Source organism: Haloglomus salinum (genome assembly GCF_024298825.1).
In the GTDB taxonomy this organism is placed as follows: Archaea; Halobacteriota; Halobacteria; order Halobacteriales; family Haloarculaceae; genus Haloglomus; species Haloglomus salinum.
The window spans coordinates 3,508,986-3,524,370 of record NZ_CP101153.1 but is presented as its reverse complement, the minus strand read 5'-3'; the positions used below and the strand labels follow the sequence as shown (position 1 = coordinate 3,524,370).

Annotated in this window: 20 protein-coding genes; 6 read left to right on the top strand and 14 right to left on the bottom strand. The window is 68.6% G+C overall.

Annotated elements, in window-relative coordinates; genetic code table 11:
- The first annotated feature begins 53 nt into the window (after nucleotides 1-53).
- Nucleotides 54-461: a DoxX family protein gene (locus tag NL115_RS17215; RefSeq protein WP_254830558.1), complete on the top strand. Its 408-nt coding sequence runs from the start codon at nucleotides 54-56 to the stop codon at nucleotides 459-461.
- 100 nt (nucleotides 462-561) lie between these two features.
- Here the strand turns inward: NL115_RS17215 and NL115_RS17210 are convergent, their stop codons facing one another.
- A complete protein-coding gene (locus tag NL115_RS17210) occupies nucleotides 562-1,260 on the bottom strand; it encodes a carbonic anhydrase (RefSeq protein ID WP_434084001.1) in 699 nt (232 codons plus the stop codon).
- A gap of 129 nt (nucleotides 1,261-1,389) precedes the next feature.
- On the opposite strand from NL115_RS17210, the gene NL115_RS17205 reads away from it, so the two are divergent.
- Nucleotides 1,390-2,499 carry an AI-2E family transporter gene (locus NL115_RS17205; protein ID WP_254830557.1) on the top strand — a complete coding sequence of 370 codons (1,110 nt, stop codon included), beginning with the start codon at nucleotides 1,390-1,392 and terminating at the stop codon, nucleotides 2,497-2,499.
- A gap of 24 nt (nucleotides 2,500-2,523) precedes the next feature.
- Here the strand turns inward: NL115_RS17205 and NL115_RS17200 are convergent, their stop codons facing one another.
- The 3 genes from NL115_RS17200 to merB all read right to left on the bottom strand — a co-directional run bounded on the left by NL115_RS17200 (nucleotide 2,524) and on the right by merB (nucleotide 4,785).
- Nucleotides 2,524-3,354: an AAC(3) family N-acetyltransferase gene (locus tag NL115_RS17200; protein WP_254830556.1), complete on the bottom strand. Its 831-nt coding sequence runs from the start codon at nucleotides 3,352-3,354 to the stop codon at nucleotides 2,524-2,526.
- Nucleotides 3,355-3,423: 69 nt separating this feature from the next.
- Nucleotides 3,424-4,068 carry an imidazole glycerol phosphate synthase subunit HisH gene (hisH, locus tag NL115_RS17195; protein ID WP_254830555.1) on the bottom strand — a complete coding sequence of 215 codons (645 nt, stop codon included), beginning with the start codon at nucleotides 4,066-4,068 and terminating at the stop codon, nucleotides 3,424-3,426.
- A 57-nt stretch (nucleotides 4,069-4,125) separates the two neighbouring features.
- Entirely contained in the window at nucleotides 4,126-4,785 is a 660-nt protein-coding gene (gene merB / locus NL115_RS17190) for an organomercurial lyase (protein WP_254830554.1), read from the bottom strand.
- A gap of 76 nt (nucleotides 4,786-4,861) precedes the next feature.
- Here merB and NL115_RS17185 point away from each other — a divergent pair, with 76 nt between their 5' ends.
- Entirely contained in the window at nucleotides 4,862-5,224 is a 363-nt protein-coding gene (locus NL115_RS17185; protein WP_254830553.1) for a winged helix-turn-helix transcriptional regulator, read from the top strand.
- A gap of 7 nt (nucleotides 5,225-5,231) precedes the next feature.
- On the opposite strand, the gene NL115_RS17180 is transcribed toward NL115_RS17185, so the two are convergent.
- From NL115_RS17180 to NL115_RS17150, 7 genes are all read right to left on the bottom strand, one after another.
- On the bottom strand, nucleotides 5,232-5,447 hold the full coding sequence (locus tag NL115_RS17180) for a hypothetical protein (protein WP_254830552.1): 216 nt from the start codon (nucleotides 5,445-5,447) through the stop codon (nucleotides 5,232-5,234).
- Between the two features lie 170 nt (nucleotides 5,448-5,617).
- Entirely contained in the window at nucleotides 5,618-5,761 is a 144-nt protein-coding gene (locus tag NL115_RS17175) for a hypothetical protein (RefSeq protein WP_254830551.1), read from the bottom strand.
- Between the two features lie 44 nt (nucleotides 5,762-5,805).
- Nucleotides 5,806-6,585, bottom strand: a complete 780-nt coding sequence (locus NL115_RS17170) for an HAD-IIA family hydrolase (protein WP_254830550.1) — start codon at nucleotides 6,583-6,585, stop codon at nucleotides 5,806-5,808.
- Nucleotides 6,586-6,694: 109 nt separating this feature from the next.
- Nucleotides 6,695-7,861 (bottom strand): ACR3 family arsenite efflux transporter, encoded by a 1,167-nt coding sequence (gene arsB, locus NL115_RS17165; protein WP_286667089.1) that lies wholly within the window; start codon nucleotides 7,859-7,861, stop codon nucleotides 6,695-6,697.
- On the bottom strand, nucleotides 7,854-8,252 hold the full coding sequence (locus NL115_RS17160) for an ArsR/SmtB family transcription factor (RefSeq protein WP_254830549.1): 399 nt from the start codon (nucleotides 8,250-8,252) through the stop codon (nucleotides 7,854-7,856). The genes arsB and NL115_RS17160 overlap by 8 nt, the downstream gene beginning before the upstream one ends.
- Nucleotides 8,253-8,464: 212 nt before the next feature.
- Nucleotides 8,465-8,830 carry a hypothetical protein gene (locus NL115_RS17155; RefSeq protein WP_254830548.1) on the bottom strand — a complete coding sequence of 122 codons (366 nt, stop codon included), beginning with the start codon at nucleotides 8,828-8,830 and terminating at the stop codon, nucleotides 8,465-8,467.
- Nucleotides 8,827-11,337, bottom strand: a complete 2,511-nt coding sequence (locus tag NL115_RS17150; RefSeq protein ID WP_254830547.1) for a penicillin acylase family protein — start codon at nucleotides 11,335-11,337, stop codon at nucleotides 8,827-8,829. The genes NL115_RS17155 and NL115_RS17150 overlap by 4 nt, the downstream gene beginning before the upstream one ends.
- 98 nt (nucleotides 11,338-11,435) lie before the next feature.
- On the opposite strand from NL115_RS17150, the gene NL115_RS17145 reads away from it, so the two are divergent.
- Both NL115_RS17145 and NL115_RS17140 read left to right on the top strand, forming a co-directional pair.
- Complete coding sequence (locus tag NL115_RS17145) at nucleotides 11,436-11,699, top strand: hypothetical protein (protein WP_254830546.1); 264 nt, start codon at nucleotides 11,436-11,438, stop codon at nucleotides 11,697-11,699.
- Between the two features lie 106 nt (nucleotides 11,700-11,805).
- Nucleotides 11,806-12,360, top strand: a complete 555-nt coding sequence (locus NL115_RS17140; RefSeq protein WP_254830545.1) for an FAD-dependent oxidoreductase — start codon at nucleotides 11,806-11,808, stop codon at nucleotides 12,358-12,360.
- 6 nt (nucleotides 12,361-12,366) lie between these two features.
- Here NL115_RS17140 and NL115_RS17135 read toward each other — a convergent pair whose 3' ends face one another.
- Nucleotides 12,367-12,768, bottom strand: a complete 402-nt coding sequence (locus tag NL115_RS17135; RefSeq protein ID WP_254830544.1) for a CDGSH iron-sulfur domain-containing protein — start codon at nucleotides 12,766-12,768, stop codon at nucleotides 12,367-12,369.
- Nucleotides 12,769-12,855: 87 nt separating this feature from the next.
- On the opposite strand from NL115_RS17135, the gene NL115_RS17130 reads away from it, so the two are divergent.
- Nucleotides 12,856-13,725, top strand: coding sequence for a mechanosensitive ion channel family protein (locus NL115_RS17130; RefSeq protein ID WP_254830543.1), 870 nt, complete (start codon nucleotides 12,856-12,858; stop codon nucleotides 13,723-13,725).
- A 34-nt stretch (nucleotides 13,726-13,759) separates the two neighbouring features.
- On the opposite strand, the gene NL115_RS17125 is transcribed toward NL115_RS17130, so the two are convergent.
- Nucleotides 13,760-14,161, bottom strand: coding sequence for a Zn-ribbon domain-containing OB-fold protein (locus NL115_RS17125; protein ID WP_254830542.1), 402 nt, complete (start codon nucleotides 14,159-14,161; stop codon nucleotides 13,760-13,762).
- Nucleotides 14,158-15,324, bottom strand: coding sequence for a thiolase C-terminal domain-containing protein (locus tag NL115_RS17120; RefSeq protein ID WP_254830541.1), 1,167 nt, complete (start codon nucleotides 15,322-15,324; stop codon nucleotides 14,158-14,160). Before NL115_RS17120 ends, NL115_RS17125 begins: the two co-directional genes overlap by 4 nt.
- Between the last annotated feature and the right edge of the window lie 61 nt (nucleotides 15,325-15,385).

Here is a 15,385-nt window from a genome sequence, read left to right as displayed (position 1 = left end):
GCTCGCACCCAGTGTGACAACCCTCTTGTCCCGGCGTTCCGACAGCCGAGTCGATGAGTGACGCTGCCGAGGGCGGACTCGCACAGTACAAGCGGCCGTTGCGGTACGTGATGGGACTGACGTACACCTTCGTGGGGGTGTTGCACTTCCTGTCGCCGGAACCGTTCGAGTACATCGTGCCACCACAGCTGCCCGCGCCGAAGGCGCTGGTCTACCTCTCGGGCGCGGCCGAGATCGCCCTCGGTGTCGGCGTCCTGTTCGAGCGCACGCGCCACCGTGCCGCCGTCGGCATCATGCTCCTGCTCGCCGCCGTCTTCCCCGCGAACATCTACATGGCGGTCGGCGACCTCGAACTCCCGGCCGCCCCCGACTGGGCGAACTCCGACGCCCTCCTGTACGCGCGCCTCCCGCTCCAGGCCGTGCTGGTGCTGTGGGCGTACTGGTACACCGACGACGAGTGATCCTCTCTGGACGATATCGCGGAAGCACAGAACTCACGTTCAATTCATCCAGAGTATCCCCACGTTATTTGCGAGATACTGGCCGCGATTTCGATCGGCCTCAATACTCCCACAGCCGCCGGATTCGGTCAGAGAACTCCGGATGCGCGTCCCGCAGGCGTGCGATGTTCGTCTCTCCGTCCACGTTGACGACGTGGACCTCGCCACGCTTGCCGCCGTAGACGTCCTGGAAGTCGTAGACGACGCCGGCCACGTCCGTCCCGTCGGGCACCGAATCGCTCTCCAGGAGGAGCTCGACCTGCCGGTCGACGTTGTACTCGACGAGGTGGTTGATGGCGTCGGCCCGGTTCAGGTCCCCGGGGAGACTCCCGACGCCGGGTTCGAGGTGTGGCCGTAGCAGGTCCAGGCAGTGCTCGATGCCGGGTTCGTCCGACACGCCTCCCGTCAGGGCGTCGTAGGTCGCCGTGACCGCGCCGCACCCGGTGTGACCGACCACGACCGCCGTCTCCGTCCCCGTGTGGGCGAGGGGGTAGAGTACGTCCCCCGAGACGATGGGGGCAGCCGGACGCTGCACGACCCGGTTACCGATATTGCCGACGGTGAACAGGTGACCGGGGTCGTCGTTGTTCCACATGCGGTCCTGCAGGACCCGCGAGTCCGAACAGCAGACGGTCACCGCCTCGGGTCGCTGGCCCTCCTGAACCTCGTCGAAGCGGCTCTGGAAGTCCTCGGCGTGGTCTGCGTTCCCCCGGAGGAGCCTGGCCAGCGTGTTCATGTACGACCCGATATGGGACCGCATGAATAACCCACGATTCGGCGGGCACTCCCCGGGCCGGGGGCGACTCGACTGGGACGGGGCTCGACAGGGCCCTCGGCCGCCGTGGCGATGACCATACCGTTTATTCACCACTACCGTCCATTGGAAGCCATGGACGAGAAGCGGTTCGCCGTCGCCCTCTTCGGTCTCGCCGTCGCCCTCATCGTCGGCTACCTCGCAGTCCGGTTCGTCGCGGCGCTGACGGTCGCAGTGTTCCTCTACTACGCCACCCGGCGCTACTACAAGTTCCTGGGTCGGCTCCGCCTTCCGGCACGGATGCGGGCCGTCGTCGTACTGGCGTCGCTGGCCGTCCCGCTGATTCTCCTCATCAGCTACACCGTCGTCCTGCTCATCGTGGAGGCGCGGCGGTTCATCGAACAGTACGGTGTCATCGACGTGGTCTCGAAGCGCTTCGACTGGTTCGGCGGTGTCGACCAGCTCCCGGAGCTCACCATCCAGGGACTCTACCGCGCCTATCAGTCCGGGCAGCTCGACGGGTTCCTCACCTTCGCGGAGAACAACGCTACCTTCCTCACCGAACTCGTCTCTGGCTTCTTCCTCAACCTGTTCATCGTCGTCATCGTCCTCTACTACCTGCTGGTCGACGGCCACCGCATCCGCGAGTGGCTGCTCCGGTTCGACGACGACGCCATCATCCGGGAGTACCTGGAGGCCGTCGACGAGGAACTTGAGGCGGTCCTGTTCGGCAACCTCCTGAACGTCATCGCGACCTCGCTCATCGCCATCGCCGTCTATCATGGCTACAACGCCTGGGCGCCGGCCCCCGCGACCATCCCGTACCCGGCGCTCGCGGGCGCGCTCACCGGCATCGCGAGCCTCATCCCCGTCGTCGGCATGAAGGTCGTCTACCTCCCGCTGACGGCCATCGCCGCCGCCGGAATCGTCCTCGGAACGAACAACGCCTTCCTCATCTACATCGTCGTCTTCCTCGTGCTCACCGTGGTGGTCGTCGACACCATCCCCGACATCATCCTCCGGCCGCTACTGAGCGGCGAGACGACCCACGTCGGGCTCCTGATGCTGGCGTACACGCTCGGCCCGGTGGTGCTCGGGTTCTACGGGCTGTTCTTCGCGCCTATCGTTCTGGTCGTCGCGCTCACGTTCGCCGACACGGCGCTCCCCCGGTTGCTGGGCGCCACTCCCGACGAGGAGGAGGGTGGCATCCACCGCGACCAGCTGGAGCTCGACCACTTCCGCTGACAGTCGCGGTGCCCGCCGACCGTGTCACCCTCCGGCGTCACCGGCACGGTAGTCCTCGAACCAGTCAACCGCGAAATCGACGAGGGCCGGCTGGTCGACCAGCCGTGCCCCGGCCGCACCCACGGTGTCGCGGGCAACCGCGTCCTCCTGCCGGTCCTCGAAGGCCCCGCCGAGAGTCGCGAAATCGTCGGTCGAGGTCTCGACATCCTCGAACGTGACCGTCGTTCGCTCGCCGTCCCGGCGGACCGGCGCCTCCCTCGTCACGGGGTCGGCATCGATATCGGCGCGGTACTCGCCGAGGTGGAGCGACGTGTTGACGTCGTGGCCGACCCCGAGCAGGAGTACCCGGCCGTCACGCTCGTAGACCCGGGCGAGCGGCGAGCCCTCCCCCATCGCGTAGGTGAGCTCGTGGTCCTCGACCACGGCCTCGGCCTCGGAGCCCCAGGCGGCGAACGAGTAGAGCGGGTGTGCGCTCCGCCGGACATCCGGGTAGCCACGGAAGCACTCGGGGATGGCACCCATCCCCCGGGTCGGCGTGACCTCCGGCCGGAACGGCGGGCGTTCGTCGCGGATGGTGTCGACCCAGTCGGCGGGCACCGGCGGGTTCGACCAGTCCTCGGGGTCGGTGTACTGTGGCGTGTGTGTCGGCATCACGAGGGTTCCGTCCGCGGTGACGGCCTCGCGGAGCGCGTCGACGACGGCCTGTGCGTCGCCGGCGACCCACCCGAGCGCGCTCAGCGAGGAGTGGACCAGCAACGTCTCGCCCGCTTCGACACCGAGAGCCCGGAGGTCACTGGCGAGCGTGTCGACGGTGACGGGGTCCGTGACGCGTTCAAGGGCCGCCTGCTCTCCCATGCCCCCGTCTGCCGTCGCCCGGGGCTTGAGTGTTCAGGTCGCCTGGCGGACGGGTCGAGGGACCGTAGCTCAGTCGGCGGGGGCCTGCGCGTCGTTCCAGTCCTCGGCGAAGGCGACGAAGTTCTCCAGAATCCGCAGCCCGGTGTCGCCGGACTTCTCGGGGTGGAACTGCGTGCCCATGACGTTGCCCGCCTCGGTCGCGGCGATGGCCGCGAAGTCGAAGCCGTAGTCGCAGGAGGCGACGGTGTGGTCGGCGACCTCGGAGCCGTACGAGTGGACGAAGTAGGCGTAGTCGCCGTCGTCGATTCCGTCGACGAGCGGGTGGTCGCGGTCGACGGTGAGTTCGTTCCACCCCATGTGGGGGACCTTCACCTCGTCGCTGGGGAGCCGTTCGACGCGGCCCGGAATCAGGTCGAGCCCGTCGATGGTCTCGCCCTCGGGCGCGCCCTCGGTGGACTCCGTGAACATGAGCTGGAAACCGACGCAGATGCCGAGGATGGGTGTGTCCTCGGCGGCGTCGACGACCACGTCCGAGAACGGTTCGAGGTTGCGGACGCACTCGCCGAAGGCGCCGACGCCCGGGAGCACGAGGGCGTCGCTCGCGGCAATCTCGTCCGGGTCGTTCGATATCGTCACCGTGGCGTCGGCCCGCTCCAGGCCGCGCTGGAGGCTCCGCAGGTTCCCGACCCCGTAGTCGATGATGGTGACCTGCACGAACGACTCTGTGGGCCGGCCGGATTTAGGGGTTGCCGTCCTGGCAGTATCGCGCCGTCACTCCTCTGCGACGAGTTCCGCCGCCACGGGCGTCCCCTCGGCCAACGGGAGCCCGACCGTCGGCGCCGCCGTGGCCGCGGCCCAGCCCTCGTACGCCTCGCGCGACGGGAACGCCTTCACCCAGGGGCAGACGGCCTCGAAGACGGCCTCTGGTGATGGGTCGTCGTCGAGCGTGCCGGCGGCCGGCGCGATACCGAACGACATCGCCGCGTCCTCGGGCGTGACCGCAACCGACCCGTCGGCGGCGACCTCCAGCTCCACGACAGCGCCGCCCGGGCTCTCAGTGCGCAGTTCGACCGGTTCGGACTGGAGCCGCGCCAGCGCGACCCCGTCGTAGAAACACCTGAACGAGTACGTCTCCTCGCCCGCGATCGCGCGGTGGGGGGAGTCTCCCTCGACGTGGCAGAGGTCCGTCACCTCGACGGACCCGCCAGCGACCGCACGCGACGCCTCCGCGAAGTCACGCAGCGTCTCGACGGGGCCGACGCCGTAGAACTCGGTCGCCGCCGTCGTGAGGTCGGCCGGGAGTCCGGCATCGAGGACCGGCCGCTCCGTGAGCCACCGCGAGTCCGGAGCCGGACCCGCACGTCCGCCGGCAGTCTCGTTCGTCGTCTCGGTACCACACTGGTCGCAGCAGTCGGTCGTCTGACTCGACATGCGACCTTACTTCGGATACCAAAGCACTTGTACTATCGAGTCCGAAGTATTGAATCAGCTTCGACGCGTCGAACCCATGTCCCGGGATACCGCCAGCGCCGACGAGACGACCGAACTGCCCGACGACACCCGCTGTTACTGCCCCCTCGGTGGCGTGATGGACCTGCTCAGCCGGAAGTTCGCCATGCAGGTGGTCTGCGTGGTCGGGGCGCTCGAACCGGTCCGGTACGGAGAGATCGAGCAGGCGTTCGAGGAGGTCAGCAGTTCCACGCTGTCGACCCGACTCGACGACCTGACCGAGGCCGGACTCCTCGAGCGCGAGCAGTACGACGAGATCCCGCCCCGCGTCGAGTACCGGCTCACCGACGAGGGCGCGGAGCTCCGGACGCTCCTCGACCCGCTCCTCGAGTGGGCACAGGAACGCGACGGGGAAGCCTGAGAGCCCCTCAGAAGTCGGCCGCACGGAGCCAGTCGATGGCCACCAGCACGAACCAGGCCATCCAGACGGTGAACACGGTCAGCCCGGCGCCGTAGTACGCGACCCTGGAATCGAAGGAGACGGCGAATCCGATGGCCGCGACCACGAGGACGACTGCCGATAGATTGCGCCACCGGTCCGCGAGCGCGAACGACAGCGCATCCGTGGCTGGGCGGTCGGACACGGTCCGAACGACGGACCCGAGCCCAATAACGGTGATGCGGTCCGGACGGGAGCGGCCCGCGGGGACCTAGTTCACTTCAACGCAGTATTCCTGAATTACGAAGGGACTATTCGACAAACCTGCCATATTCGTTGTTTGAACGGAACTTCCACCGATAGCTCGCCGCTGACTCAGTCGGGGCGGGCCGCCTCGGTCCACGCCGTCGCGTAGCCCTCGCGGAGGCCGGACCCGCAATCCCGGATGCACCGGTTCCGCCGGACGTGTTCCTCGTCGCCCGCTCCACCAGGGTCGGCGGCTCGTGTCTCCTCGGTCATGACAGGCGGCCCTGGACCGCCCCCGAACATAACTGTTCCCGCGGTCAGTCGAACAGCCGTTCCACGTCGGCGATGGAGTCGAGCATGTGGTCCGGGGTCACGTCGCTCTCGGCCACGTCGGCGTCGTCGTTGACGCCCGTCCGGACGAGGGCAGTCGTCATGCCGGCCCGCTCGCCGAACGCGATATCCGTGTCGAGGCGGTCGCCGACCATCAGACACCGCGCGGGCGGGACCCCGAGCGCGTCGGTGGCCATCGCGATGGCCTCCGGAGAGGGCTTGCCGAGCACGTGGTCCGGGTCGCGTTCGAGGATGCTCGCGACGGCGCCGACGATGGCGCCCGACCCCGGGACCATCCCGGTCTCGGTGGGGATGACCACGTCCGGGTCGCTCCCGACGAACGGACAGCCGTCCTTGCCCGCCAGGTAGGCGTCGGTCAGGGTGTCGTAGTCGAACCCGCGGTAGAACGAGACGACGAGAGCCTCGCACGCCTCGGGGTCGTCGGTCGTCCGGAGGTCGGCCGCGGCGAGCTGGTCGCGGAGGCCCGACGAGCCGACGACGTACAGCAGGTCGTCGGCGTGTCGGTCACGGAGGTACCGCGTCGTGACGGACCCCGCCGAGAGCACCTCGTCGGCCGTCGCCTCGATACCCATCCCTGCGAGCCGGTCGACGTACGCCTCGCGGCCCTTCGTCGGATTGTTCGAGCAGAACAGAAGCGAGCAGCCCCGCTCGCGCAGCCGACCGATGGTCTCCGGTGCCCCCGGAATCGGCTCGCCGCCGCGGTAGACCGTCCCGTCGAGGTCGAGGACGACACCCTCGAAGTGCATGGTCGGCGTACGACGGGCCGGGTGAGGAGTCTGTGGGTCGCGGCGAGACGGGAGAGTCGGCGGGTCCGTCGGTCGGGTATCCGGCCCGCGGATTCGGACCGCGGCGCGCTCAGTCGTCCTCGGGCGCCGGTTCCGAGGCGGTCGGGGGGAGCCCACCCGCCGTGGCACCGCCCCAGTCGAACTTCCGCTGGAAGTAGAGCGCGACGTTGACCAGCGCCAGCAGGACGGGCACCTCGATGAGCGGGCCGACGACGGTCGCGAACGCGACGCCGGAGCCGACGCCGAACACCGCCACGGCGACGGCGATGGCCAGCTCGAAGTTGTTCGACGCGGCCGTGAACCCGATGGCCGTCGTCGTCGAGTAGTCCGCGCCGATACCCTTGCCCATCCCGAAGCTCACGAGGAACATCACGACGAAGTAGATGGTCAGCGGCACCGCGATGAGCAGGACATCGCCCGGTGCGGCGACGATGGTGCCCCCCTGCGTGGCGAACATCACGATGACGGTGAACAGGAGCGCAACGAGGGTCAGCGGGTCGATTGTCGGGATGAACTCGTCGTCGTACCACGTCTCGCTCTTCACGCGGGTTCCGACGTAGCGTGTCAGGAAGCCGGCCGCGAACGGGAGTCCGAGGAAGATGACGATGGCCTCGACCACCTGCATCGGCGTGATATCGAAGGTCGTGATGCCGGCGGCGAGCGACTCCATCCCGAGCAGCGGCGGGAGGAACAGGGCGAAGAACCAGACGTAGACGCCGTAGGTGATGATCTGGAAGAGACTGTTGAACGCCACCAGCCCGGTGACGTACTCGGTCGAGCCCTCGGCGAGCTCGTTCCAGACCAGCACCATCGCGATACATCGGGCCATCCCGATGAACACCAGGCCGAGGAAGTACTCGGGACGGGGTGGCAGCCCGGGGACGAGGCCGCTGAAGAAGACGACCGCGAGTCCGAACATCAGCGTCGGGCCGATGAGCCAGTTCTGGACGAGGCTCAGCCCGAGCACGCGCCAGTTGCTGAACACAGCCCGAAGCTGCGAGTAATCGGCCTTCGCCAGCGGCGGGTACATCATCAGGATGAGGCCGACCTCGACGAGATGGAGGTCCTGTATCGGCTGGGTCACCGACGGGGCGACGAACCCGAGCCCGACACCGACCGCCATCGCACCGAAGATCCAGACGGTGAGGTACTTGTCGAGGAAGTCCATCGACCGCGGGTCCCCACAGCTCTCACAGCCGCAGTCGGGCCCGTGGTCGTGCGCGTCGGCGTTACTCATCGCTCACGCTCCCCTCGAGGACGGTGACGAGCGCCACGGCCCGGTTGGTCGCACGGTACTTCTTCCACCGGCCGTCCTTCCGGCCGTCGACCAGCCCCGCATCGACGAGCTTCGACAGCGCGTGACTGAGCCCGCTCTCGGTCACGTCGACGACCGCGTTCAGTTCACAGACACAGAGCTCCTCGCGAGCGGCGACGAGCACACGGACCAGGGTGTACCGCGTCTCGTTGGACAGTGCCGAGACCACGTCGAGCTCGGCGTCCACCTGCGCGCTCCCGAGCGCCGCTTCGAGCGTCCCCAGCTCGTCGAGCCGACGCTCGACGTCCTCGTCGCGACACTCCCCGAGCTCGTCGTCGAGATAGCGCCGAAGTCGTTCCGTAGTTTGTGCCATGAGAGTTCAGTTGAGAGCACGCTCAATTAGTGGTTTCGGAACGGTAGCAGACAGCCGGCTGCATGGTCCGCCGTAATCGCACCGAGACCCATCAGGGAAGAGGGATGCAGGGAGTTCAGTTGACAGATATCTAAACTACGGCCTCGCGAGCGGACTCGATGCCCGCATCACGTCCCGTTCGGTCGCTCGAAGCGAGAGTCAGGGGCCCGTGCTCAGACCAGTCCCCGGACCGTCACCGCCGCCAGTGCCGGCAGGGCGAACCCGAGCACGAGCGCCAGCAACGACAGCGGCGTCGCCGTCGCCACGGTGCCGAACACGCCGAACAGGACCAGCGCAGCCCCCCAGATGACGAGGACGAGCCCGCCGAAGTAGCAGCCGAGCTGGGCCGCACGCCCGAGCGACCCGGCCACCACGCCGACGAGGAGTCCGCCCACGACGAGCCCGGTCCCGGGCGGTATCGCGGGGACGAGCGTCGTCACGAGCACGGCGACGAGGCCGAGCACGAACGCCCCGAGGGTCAGTTCGTCCTCGCGTCGCCGCCGGACCGCAGCGAGCGCCTCGGGCGTCAGGTAGCTCACGAGCCGTCACCCCCGTCGCCGCCGTCGTCGCCACCGTCCGCAGGGACGAAGACGAGTTCGCGCTCCCCGGCCGGCTCACGCGCCATCGGCTTGTACTCGCCCGCCGCCCACTCGTCCAGCTGGCTGTGGTAGTGTGGCGAGAACGGGTTGCCCGACTGCCCGCCGGGGATGACGCCGAACGACGACCCCTCGGTGACGACCATCCGCCACGAGGAGCCCGCCTGCGTCGACCGCTGGGAGCGGAAGTTCGAGACGGTGTACGGCGAGCCGTCCATCGGCCGCTCCGGGTAGTCGAGGAAGTCGAGCGGGAACGGGTGGTTCTGGTCCAGCCGGTTGTAATCGCCATAGGTGTCCCAGCCCTCGCGGTCGGCCTCCGCGATGGCCTTCCGGAGTGCCCGCGCGGCGATGTCGGCGCGGCGCTCTCGTCTGTCGGTACGGATGTCGTCGAACCAGCGCGCGTTGGGCGGGAGCTGGCCCAGCGTGTAGTCCTTGGGGAAGTAGGACTCGTCGAGGCCGCGCGAGCGGAACTCGTCGCCGAAGGTGGCGTTCCGGTAGTGGTCCAGCCAGAGCGCGAACAGCAGCGCCGACCGCGAGTCACGTGTCATGTTGTGGTCCCACTCGGCCAGGTCGTCGGCAGCCTCGCGGGTGCTCGGCTGCATCTTCCCCGTCGCGTTCTGGATGACGGGGACGAAGTCCTCGGCGGCCTCGCTGTGGACGTCGCGCTGGATGCGCTTGACGAACGCCGGGGTGATGGGCCGGTCGGACGACGCACGCTGGTCGAGCAGTTCGTAGATACGCTCGCCCCGGTACGGGTCCGCGTAGCGCGGACTGTGTGCGATGTAGAACGGCGGGTCGTCCATGGTCCGCTGGTTCGCGGTCGCGAGATAGCCGGGATTCCGTACCTCGGGGACCTCGTCGTAGTCGTGGAACGCGGACCAGTTCGTCCGGCCGTACGGCTCGAAGCCGGGCCATTCCATCCGCCCGGCACTGCCGTTGAATACCCGGTCGCCCGCGACCGTGCGGTTGCCGATGGTCCGAATGGGGTAGCGCCCGGTGATGCGGAAGTAGGTCCCGCCATCCCTGATATCGGCCGCGACGAAGTTCTGCGTCGGCGAGTCGAACCGGCGCATGATGTCCCGGACCTCGTCGAGGTCGTCGGCCTTGTTCAGTTGGAGGATGGCCTGCGACTCGCGGGTGTCGCCGAGACCGACCCAGGAGACCCCGACCCCGACCCGACCCTGTGGCGTCTCACGCGAGAGGAAGGGCCCGTGGACCGTCCGGCGGATGCGGACCGTCCGGTCACGCCCGTCCTTGACGGGGATGGTCTCGTTGTGCGTCTCGAACTCCCGCACCTCACCTTTGTATCGGTAGGTGTTCTCCGTGGGGCGCTCGTAGCGGTAGAGGTCGACCTGGTCGGCGCCGACGTTGGTGAACCCCCACGCGATGTCGTCGTTAGCCCCGATGACGACCGTCGGGACGCCGGGGAAGGCAACCCCGCGTACGTCCATCGTATCCTCGCTGCCCGCACCACGGACACGGAGGTGCTGTTCGTACCAGACGGGCGGAACGTTCAGCGATAGGTGTGGGTCGTTCGCGACGATGGGGCTCCCGTCTTGCGTGAACTGCCCCCCGACGACCCAGGAGTTCGACCCGATTCCCGGTGCGGACTGGTACGGCTGGAGCGCCTCGTACAGCCCCTGGAGGTCGTTCGAGTCGGTTCCGTCGACGAGACCCGGTCGTGGCTCACCGAGAGCGTTGCGCTGGCCACCCTCTCCATTATCGACGATGGCGTCGTCGTGGTCGAGCCGGTCCGGGTACAGCTCCGCGACCGCCTCGCGCCGGTCCGGGAACGCCCGCCGGATGCTGCGCCCCTTCAGGTCACGGAAGTCTCCCGTCAGGTCCCAGGCGATGAGCTTGCCGACGATGAGTGTGTCCTGTGGCGTCCAGCGCGTCGGCTCGTAGTCGTTCGCGCGGAACTCGAACGGTGTCGGCCGGGTGTCCATGTAGCGGTTGACGCCGGCGGTGTAGGCCCGGACCCCCTCGCCGGTCTCGGTGTCCTGGATGCGCCGCCAGGAGGCGTTGGCGGCGGCGTCGAACCCCATCCGGCGGTGGAAGCGGTCGGACTCCAGCGCCCGGGCGCCGAACGCGGCCGAGAGGTTCCCCTCCATCAGCCGGCGCTGGAGGTCCATCTGGAACAGGCGGTCGCGCGCCTGTACGTAGCCGACCGCGAACGCGAGCGCCTCCTCGTTGGAAGCGGTGATGTGCGGGACGCCGTCCTCGTCGACCCGCACCGTCGCCTCGCCGTACGGGTTCTCGACCTGCCGCGGGCCACCCAGGTCGGCCGCCGCCGACGCTACCGAGCCGTCGTTGGCGTCGTAGGAGGGCCCCCACGCCTCCCCCGAGGCCGGCGCCGACAGTGTGACGAACGACCCGCCACCGACCGCCGCCGAGACCAGGAGGGCGAGCGCGAGAATCGAGGCGACCGCTCCCCCGAGATCGGATACCATACTGCCGGACGGCGGTCGGCTCCCGAATAAGTGTTCGTGTGTCCGGTACCCATGGTCGGCGTGCGTGGGTTTATCACGCCGGGCGCGGCAGCCGTCGTATGGCAGTCGTCACCGCAAGAGAGGCGCTCCGCTACGTCGTCAGTCGCGAGATGGCCCTCCTCTACGCCGTCGTCATCGTCGGCACGCTCTGTCTCGGCCTCGGCGTCGAGGCGTTCCGGCTGGGGCGGGGGAGCAACCTGTTCCTGCTCGCCGATGTCCTTCGGACCCTGTTCCTCGTCGTCGGCACCGTGCTGGTGTACGGCGGGACCATCGGGCTGCTCTACAAGCTCATCGCCGACGCCCACGCCCGTGGCACGGCCTGAGGGGCGTCCGGCGAGTCCGCTCGCCACGAATCCCGGGATTTCTTCGGATAACCGCTCGAGCAACAGCGGCCTGGATTTATCAGCCTCACTCGTGTAGACGCCGCACATGACGACTGTAGGCGTCGTCGGCGGTGGTCCCGCCGGCCTGAGTGCGGCACTGTTCACGGCGAAGAACGGCCTCGAGACACACGTCTTCGACACGGACGGGACGTGGATGCACAAGGCCCACCTGTTCAACTACCTCGGCATCGAGTCCGAGGACGGGAGTGCCTTCATGGAGACGGCCCGCGACCAGGTCGACGAGTTCGGCGTGGAACGCCACCAGGGCGCCGAGGTGACGGCCGTCGAGGCGACCGACGACGGGTTCACCGTCGTCACCGAGGACGACGACCACGAGTTCGACTACGTGGTGCTGGCGACCGGTGCCGACCGCGACCTCGCCGAGGGACTGGGCGTCGACTTCGACGACGACGTGGTCGACGTGGACGTGACGATGGAGACCAGTCACGACGACGTGTACGCGACGGGCGCGATGGTCCGAGCCGAGGAGTGGCAGGCGGTCATCTCGGCCGGTGACGGCGCCGCCGCCGCGCTCAACATCCTCTCGAAGGAGAAGGGCGAGCACTTCCACGACTTCGACACGCCCGCGGACGCAGAGTAGCGCCCGTCACCCGTCTTCGTCCGGGTCCTCGAGTACCTCTACCGCCAGATCCGACAGCGCGAGTTCGAGACGACCGCCCGCGGCCGTGAGTTCCTCCGGGTCGACGATGCGGGGGCCACGGGCCTCGTGGACGGCGACGACCCCCTCCTCGGACCCGCTCCCGTCGGCTCCAGCACCCCGTTCGCGACCCCCGATGTCGACGACCTGACGCTCACCGCGGGAGCCGTCGGGATACTGGTAAAGGGTATCCTGCTCTTCGTTCCGCGTCGCGCGGTGCGAGCCGTCACAGAACGGGAACGACGGCGAGAGCCCGCATCGACAGACCGCGATGTCGTCGTGCTCGGGGTCGATATCCTCGGCAGTGAGGACGTACGGACCCGCCGCGTCGTGGCGAACTTCCCTCGGCATACCCGTGTCCACGGTCCCCCGTGACAAAACCCGGTCGGCACGACGGGACTGACCGGACTTTTCACGACTCCGGGAGTCCGGGCGGCCATGTTCATCCAGTTGCGGCCGCCGAGGGGTTTCCCCGACCCCCTGGCTTCGTACGAGCAGTTCCTCTCCGAACTGCTCGCATTCGTCGTCGCGGTCGCCATCGTCATCGCCATCGGGCGGCTGCTGGTCGTCCCATCCCTCCTGCAGGTCGTCCGGAGGCGGAACCAGAACAACCCGACGCTGGTGACCGCCACCGAGACCTACGCCCAGGTGCTACTGCTCGCCGTCGCACTCCTCGTTGGGCTCCTCGCCGCCGGCCAGTTGCGGTTCCTCCTCGGAACCGACTCGGCCATCATCATCGCCGCGCTCGCGTTCGCGTTCAGCGTGGCCGGCCAGGAGGTGTTCGGCTCGCTCATCAGCGGGGTCTTCCTCGTCGCGGACCCGGACTTCAACGTCGGCGACTTCATCTCGTGGTCGGGCGGCGAGGGCGTCGTCGAGGCCGTCGACTTCCGCGTCACTCGCATCCGGACCCCCGACAACGAGACCGTCGTCGTCCCGAACACGGAACTGACGACGAACGCACTCACCCGTCCGTTCGGTCGGGCCCGCTACCGCATCACCGAACGCGCGTACGTCTCCTACGCGGAAGACACCGAGCACGCGCTCATGGAACTGCAGCAAATCGCGGCCAACTTCGACCGTGTGCTCGAGGAGCCGGCCCCCACCGCTCGCATCGTCGAGTTCGGGGGCGACAGCATCACCATCCGCGCGGAGCTGTGGGTCGACGACCCTGCACGGGGAGACGTGGCCGACGTGCGCTCGGACTTCCGACGGGAGGTGAAGCGGCGCTTCGACGAGGAGGGGCTGACGCTGGCGCCCGCCGCCGGGCGGGAGCTGTCGGGGGAGGTCACCGTCGAACGAGCGGACTGAGGAAAGGAGAACGGGGCGGGGGGCCGACGCCGGGCTACTCGGCCGGCTCGAAGGTCGGCGCCGGGTGGTCGTCGTCCGTGTCGATGTGGCCCGACAGCACCACGTCGCCGCCGATGTCGACGTGGTCGCCCTCGATGCGGACCATCACCCGAGCGTCCCCGAGGTCGACGACGGCGACCTGGTAGCCGCGTTCCTCGAACTGCTCGGGCGGGACGTTGATGGTGGTCTCGGAGTAGACCTCACCCGTCGTCGGCAGTTCGACGGTCGTCAGGTCGCGGCCGCCACACTCCTGGCAGGCGCCGCTCGGGACGCCGCTGACGTGGCCGCAGTCGCCGCACTCCTGGCCGAGGAGCCGGTCCTCGCGGACGGCGGCGGCCCAGTCGTGGTAGGAGAGCGACTCCGGTAGCTCGATGTCCTCGGTGTCCTGCGTGCTCATGCTCGTGCCTCCATGACCGAGACGACTGTGGTGGCGGCGTCGCCGCCGAGGTTGTGCGCCACGCCGCGCGAGACGCCGTCGAGCTGGTGCTCGCCGGCCTCACCGCGGACCTGTTCGGTCAGCTCGACGATCTGTGCCGCGCCCGTCGCGCCGATGGGGTGGCCCTTCGCCTTCAGCCCCCCGGAGGCGTTGATGGGGATGTCACCATCACGGCTGGTCCGCCCCTCGGCCGCGGCGACGCCGCCCTGGCCGTCCTCGACGAGGCCGAGCGCCTCGCTGGCGAGGACCTCCGCACCCGTGAAGCAGTCGTGGACCTCCGCGAAGTCGACATCGTCGGCCGAAACGCCGGCCTGCTCGTAGGCCTGGCGAGCGGCGTCGCGGGCGGCCTTCGTAACGTGTGGCGTCTCCTTGTCCGCGAGCGGGACGATGTCGGTGGCGTGCCCGACGCCGGTCACGTCGACCGGGGCGTCGAACGAGTCCGCGAGGTCGTCGCTCACGAGGACTACGGCGGCGGCGCCGTCCGAGAACGGACAGCAGTCCATCAGCCGGAACGGGTCCGCCACGACGGGGCCGTCGAGGGCCTCCTCGACGGTGGTCTCCTTGCCGAAGTGGGCCTTCGGGTTGAGCGAGCCGTGGCCGTGGTTCTTCACGGCGACCTCGGCGAGTTGCTCCTCGGTCGTGCCGTGCTCGTGCATGTGCCGCTTCGTCAGCAGGGCGAAGACGCCGGGGAAGGTGAGCCCGGTCGGCTGCTCGTACTGGCGGTGCGACGCCGACGCGAAGATGCGCGTCATCTCGTCGGTGTCCTTTCCGGTCTCGGGGGTACACCGCTCGACGCCACCGACGAGGACCACGTCGTGGCGGCCGGATTCGACCGCCTCCACCGCGTTCTTGAACGCGTTCGCGGAGGTCGCGCACGCGTCCTCGTACCGCTGGACCGGTTTGCCGGCCATCCCGACGTGGGTCGCACACTGCGGGCCCAGATGAGTGACGTTCTCCGTCTGGCCGCCCATCGCGTTCCCGAAGTAGAGTGCCTCGACCTCGTCCGGTCCGACACCGGCGTCGTCGAACGCCTCGAAGGCCGCGTCGCCGAACAGTTCCTGTAACGGCGTGTCGTGGACGCCGAACTTGGTCATGCCGGCGCCGACTACGCTTGCTCGTGCCATCTATCCATGTCCATCGGTGCCACGGCTAATGAGTGCCTCGTTCCGTTCGCGACCTGACCGG

What these genes read in the sequence shown, in the direction of transcription:
- NL115_RS17215 (WP_254830558.1), top strand. Translation starts at nt 54, where the DNA reads ATGAGTGACGCTGCCGAGGGCGGACTCGCACAGTACAAGCGGCCGTTG.
- NL115_RS17185 (WP_254830553.1), top strand. Translation starts at nt 4,862, where the DNA reads ATGTCCCGGGATACCGCCAGCGCCGACGAGACGACCGAACTGCCCGAC.
- arsB (WP_286667089.1), bottom strand. Translation starts at nt 7,861, where the DNA reads ATGAGTAACGCCGACGCGCACGACCACGGGCCCGACTGCGGCTGTGAG.
- NL115_RS17120 (WP_254830541.1), bottom strand. Translation starts at nt 15,324, where the DNA reads ATGGCACGAGCAAGCGTAGTCGGCGCCGGCATGACCAAGTTCGGCGTC.
- NL115_RS17175 (WP_254830551.1), bottom strand. Translation starts at nt 5,761, where the DNA reads ATGACCGAGGAGACACGAGCCGCCGACCCTGGTGGAGCGGGCGACGAG.
- NL115_RS17135 (WP_254830544.1), bottom strand. Translation starts at nt 12,768, where the DNA reads ATGCCGAGGGAAGTTCGCCACGACGCGGCGGGTCCGTACGTCCTCACT.
- NL115_RS17130 (WP_254830543.1), top strand. Translation starts at nt 12,856, where the DNA reads ATGTTCATCCAGTTGCGGCCGCCGAGGGGTTTCCCCGACCCCCTGGCT.
- NL115_RS17160 (WP_254830549.1), bottom strand. Translation starts at nt 8,252, where the DNA reads ATGGCACAAACTACGGAACGACTTCGGCGCTATCTCGACGACGAGCTC.
- NL115_RS17125 (WP_254830542.1), bottom strand. Translation starts at nt 14,161, where the DNA reads ATGAGCACGCAGGACACCGAGGACATCGAGCTACCGGAGTCGCTCTCC.
- NL115_RS17210 (WP_434084001.1), bottom strand. Translation starts at nt 1,260, where the DNA reads ATGCGGTCCCATATCGGGTCGTACATGAACACGCTGGCCAGGCTCCTC.
- merB (WP_254830554.1), bottom strand. Translation starts at nt 4,785, where the DNA reads ATGTCGAGTCAGACGACCGACTGCTGCGACCAGTGTGGTACCGAGACG.
- NL115_RS17170 (WP_254830550.1), bottom strand. Translation starts at nt 6,585, where the DNA reads ATGCACTTCGAGGGTGTCGTCCTCGACCTCGACGGGACGGTCTACCGC.
- NL115_RS17145 (WP_254830546.1), top strand. Translation starts at nt 11,436, where the DNA reads ATGGCAGTCGTCACCGCAAGAGAGGCGCTCCGCTACGTCGTCAGTCGC.
- NL115_RS17140 (WP_254830545.1), top strand. Translation starts at nt 11,806, where the DNA reads ATGACGACTGTAGGCGTCGTCGGCGGTGGTCCCGCCGGCCTGAGTGCG.
- NL115_RS17200 (WP_254830556.1), bottom strand. Translation starts at nt 3,354, where the DNA reads ATGGGAGAGCAGGCGGCCCTTGAACGCGTCACGGACCCCGTCACCGTC.
- NL115_RS17205 (WP_254830557.1), top strand. Translation starts at nt 1,390, where the DNA reads ATGGACGAGAAGCGGTTCGCCGTCGCCCTCTTCGGTCTCGCCGTCGCC.
- NL115_RS17150 (WP_254830547.1), bottom strand. Translation starts at nt 11,337, where the DNA reads ATGGTATCCGATCTCGGGGGAGCGGTCGCCTCGATTCTCGCGCTCGCC.